The organism is Mesorhizobium sp. M1365 (assembly GCF_040317865.1).
GTDB lineage: Bacteria > Pseudomonadota > Alphaproteobacteria > Rhizobiales > Rhizobiaceae > Mesorhizobium.
Genome location: NZ_JAMYLG010000094.1, coordinates 1 through 3423, shown reverse-complemented (window position 1 = coordinate 3423; position 3423 = coordinate 1). Strand labels below are relative to the sequence as shown.

Annotated in this window: 5 protein-coding genes; 2 read left to right on the top strand and 3 right to left on the bottom strand. The window is 62.6% G+C overall.

Annotation, left to right across the window (positions count from 1 at the left end; translation table 11 throughout):
• Window positions 1-331 precede the first annotated feature (331 nt).
• Window positions 332-1249, bottom strand: a complete 918-nt coding sequence (locus NKH04_RS32940; protein ID WP_353045594.1) for an NADP-dependent oxidoreductase — start codon at window positions 1247-1249, stop codon at window positions 332-334.
• Here NKH04_RS32940 and NKH04_RS32935 point away from each other — a divergent pair.
• A complete protein-coding gene (locus tag NKH04_RS32935) occupies window positions 1248-1418 on the top strand; it encodes a hypothetical protein (protein WP_353045593.1) in 171 nt (56 codons plus the stop codon). The two genes, NKH04_RS32940 and NKH04_RS32935, sit on opposite strands and share 2 nt — an antisense overlap.
• Window positions 1399-1680: a helix-turn-helix domain-containing protein gene (locus NKH04_RS32930; protein WP_352929674.1), complete on the top strand. Its 282-nt coding sequence runs from the start codon at window positions 1399-1401 to the stop codon at window positions 1678-1680. The genes NKH04_RS32935 and NKH04_RS32930 overlap by 20 nt, the downstream gene beginning before the upstream one ends.
• 28 nt (window positions 1681-1708) lie before the next feature.
• Here NKH04_RS32930 and NKH04_RS32925 read toward each other — a convergent pair whose 3' ends face one another.
• Entirely contained in the window at window positions 1709-2053 is a 345-nt protein-coding gene (locus NKH04_RS32925; protein WP_352502257.1) for a hypothetical protein, read from the bottom strand.
• Window positions 2053-3159, bottom strand: a complete 1107-nt coding sequence (locus tag NKH04_RS32920) for an IS5 family transposase (protein ID WP_352502258.1) — start codon at window positions 3157-3159, stop codon at window positions 2053-2055. Before NKH04_RS32920 ends, NKH04_RS32925 begins: the two co-directional genes overlap by 1 nt.
• Window positions 3160-3423: the final 264 nt, after the last annotated feature.

Genomic DNA, 3423 nt, shown 5'->3' with positions numbered 1-3423 from the left:
ATCGACCCCTCTACCCGCTCAAGTCAAAATGGCAGTCGCGCCATCTCAGAACGAGGCGCCCCTCCCGCGAAGCGGGTTCGTGCATCAGGCGCGTTGCTGACTGTCACTTTGGGGCCATTACCAGACCGTCCGGCTTGGATCCCAAAGAGCCGGAAGCTGACGTTCGGCCGAGGGCCCACCATGCGTCCGGTTTTCGTTTCTCGACGTGGGCTACGCCGCTGCAGATCTTCGAAGGGCCAGTCGTAGTCGCGTGGTCATATCGCTCAGCGCGGGCCAGTGAAACCAGCAGACGATAACCGAGAAGAGAGGAACCGTCCTCTCTCCCAAGTTCCTACGGACGAGCGCGAATGACCGTCTTCCCCGTGCGTCGCTCGCTCGCGTTGAAGGTTGCAACGGCCTCGTCGAGAGCCGAAATTTTGCCGATGTTCGTGCGCAGTCGTCCGTCCCGCACCCGCTGAACGATCTCACTCAGTTGGGCGCGATCCGCCTCGACGACGAAGTCGATTGTCAGGCCATCTGCCGGCCTCACTTGGGTGGGCCCGACGACAGTCACAAGCGTTCCTTTGGCCCGGATCAGCGCGGCGGACCGCTCCTGAATGTCACCGCCGATGACATCGAACACCAGATCGACGCCGCCGACGTCCTCCAGCGTATCGTTCCCGAGCTCGACGAATTCATTTGCACCGAAGTCGAGCGCCTTCTGGCGGTCGGCGGCGCGTCCGGTACCAATGACATAGGCGCCGGCTTCCCGCGCAAGCTGTGTCACGATCGAACCGACGGCGCCGGCCGCGCCATGCGCAAGCACGCTCTGTCCTGCCTGAAGGCGGCCGTGCTGAAACAGGCCCTGCCATGCGGTCAGGCCCGAGATTGGCAGACTCGCGCCAACGGCGAAGTCGATATCGCCGGGCAATGGAGCGAGATTGCGTGCTTCTATGGCGACGTACTCAGCAAGCGTGCCGTCACGATGCCAGTCCGACAGACCGAACACCCGCTGTCCGATCGACAGCCCCGTAGTGCCGTAGCCAAGCGCGGTGACCACACCGGCCAGTTCATGGCCGAGGATCGATGGCGTCCGGTCACGAAAGGCCCGATCCGCCCAGGTCGAAGGCCACTCCAGTTCGGTGTTGACGAATCCCGCCGCATGAACCTGAACGACGACGTCGTTGATCGCTGCCCGTGGCTCGGGCCGCTCCACCAATGCCATGCCGGCCGTTCCCGCAGTCTGGTCCGTTACAACAATTGCTTTCATGGGAATTGTCTCCTCGGTGATTTGCTGGTTCGAGATTGCAGGCGTGGAGGGTGTTTTAGACCCCTGCCGCAGCGGTTCAAGCACCGGCGGCAACCGAGGCCGGCAGGCGGCGCTCGACTATCTCCTGATCCTAATCGTGCGTCACGTCGTTGAGAGCGACGCCATTTGAGGATCTGGCCGACGTCGCGGGCATGTCACGCACGCGGTTCGCCGATCATTTTCGTACACTGGTTGGCCTGACGCCCATTGAATACCTGACGGTCTGGTGCATCACGATCGCGCGCCAGCTTCTCGGCAAGGGCAAACCGGTCAAGAGTGTCGATGCGCAGGTCGGCTACGATAGCGCGGCCGCCTTTTCGCGCGTGTTTAGTCGGACCGGGAAGCCGCCGCGCGAGTCGGCGCGCTCCGGGATCGATCTCGCTAATCGATGAACTCAGCACTAACAGGCTGTTGAAGAAGTCAGGCTCTTTCGCAAACGAAGCCTGAATCGTCGGCGTTGTGGATGTAGAAGTGGCCGACGAGGCGGCCTGCAGTGCCAAAGACAGCCCAGCCGCGGCCAGAGGCTGGGTCTTTCTCATCATGCCCCTCCCACGAGAATTCCGCGCATGCTGAGCCATCGCGGGTGCCATATCGGACATCGAGGAAGCCCTTGAGTGCGCCGAAGGCGATCTCGCCATCCGCCGAGCCTTTGAATGTCAGATGCGCTTCCTCGACGAGATCGAGGAAGTCGTTATCCCAAACATCCATCTCGACGATGCGCCAGCGGCCGGCAAAGGCCTTGGCGAAGCCGGGAACCTTGGCCATCAGCCGGTCTCCGCCATGAGCTTTGGCAGTCGCACCAGATTGTAGGCAGCGGCTGCGAAGGTGAAGGCCCATCCGACACGGTCGCGGCCGCGGAACCTCGTCTTGTGCTGGCCGGCCACGACCTTGATCCAACCGAATGCCTCTTCGATGCGCTTCCTGATGCGCTGGCTGACGGCATAGCCGCCATGCCGCGTCGTGCGCCCATCGATCGCGGAACTGCGGCCACTCGTGTTGTTCTGCGCTACATGCGGCGTCACCCTCATCGAGCGCAGCTCATTGACGAAGTCTTCTGTGTCGTAGGCCTTGTCGGCACCGAGCGTGATCGCCTGCGGTCGGTCGGCGCGAGGTTCGATCATGTGCAGTGCGGCCACCCGCTCAGCATGTCCGTCGGCCAGTGTCAGGCAGGCGTCGACCAGCAGCCCGTGGCGGTTCTCCATCAAGCCATGTCCCATAAAGCGCAGCTTGGCCTCCTTGCCTTTGCCCTTGCGATAGAGCCGGGCATCCGGATCGGTGGTCGAGGCATGTGTGTCGTTCGAGCGCTTGTGGCCATGGAAGTCCGCTTCCGCGTTTCGCCCGCCCCCTTCAGCCGGCGGCTCGCCATGGCCGCCGCTTGGGCCGTCCTTCGGTTTGACGCTCTTCATCGACGCCCAGGCCTCGATCAGCGTCCCGTCGACCGAGAAGTGATCCGTCGACAGAAGCCTCTTGACCTTGGGCTGCGCCAGCACCGCGCTCAGGAACTTTGCGGCGATGTCGCCCTCCAGCAGCCGGTCGCGGTTCTTGGAGAACACAGAATGATCCCAGGCCGCATCGTCAACGCCAATCCCGACGAACCAGCGGAACAGAAGGTCGTATTCCAGCCGCTCCATCAACAGCCGCTCCGAGCGGATCGAATAGAACGCCTGTAGCAGCATCGCTCGCAGCAGCTTTTCCGGCGGGGTCGAAGGCCGCCCCATCGGCGAATACAGCGCCGCGAAGTCCCGCTCCAACGCCGAAAGCGCCTCGTTCACAATCGCCCGAATGCGGCGCAACGGATGATCGCGCCGCACCCGAGCCTCGAGATCAACATAACTGAACAGTTCGCCAGACCGGTCGTCCCCGCCGCGCATGCCTCGTTCTCCGAATCTCTCCGGAGACACTGAATCACGGCTCACTGCCTCGCTGCGAGCCACTTTTTCAACAGCCTGCTAAGGGTCCGTACAATCAACGGCATGCGTATGGAAGCTTTGCGGATGAGAATTGAAATTAATTGTTCCACGCCGCGGATGTCCGGTCGGGGGGCCGACGAACGAACATGAAGTAATCGCGGAAGCGGTGGCCACCTGAGATGTGGCGGCGATGTTCGAACATCTGGCCGGCTGGCTGTCCTCCGA

What these genes read in the sequence shown, in the direction of transcription:
- NKH04_RS32935 (WP_353045593.1), top strand. Translation starts at nt 1,248, where the DNA reads ATGGGAATTGTCTCCTCGGTGATTTGCTGGTTCGAGATTGCAGGCGTG.
- NKH04_RS32940 (WP_353045594.1), bottom strand. Translation starts at nt 1,249, where the DNA reads ATGAAAGCAATTGTTGTAACGGACCAGACTGCGGGAACGGCCGGCATG.
- NKH04_RS32925 (WP_352502257.1), bottom strand. Translation starts at nt 2,053, where the DNA reads ATGGCCAAGGTTCCCGGCTTCGCCAAGGCCTTTGCCGGCCGCTGGCGC.
- NKH04_RS32920 (WP_352502258.1), bottom strand. Translation starts at nt 3,159, where the DNA reads ATGCGCGGCGGGGACGACCGGTCTGGCGAACTGTTCAGTTATGTTGAT.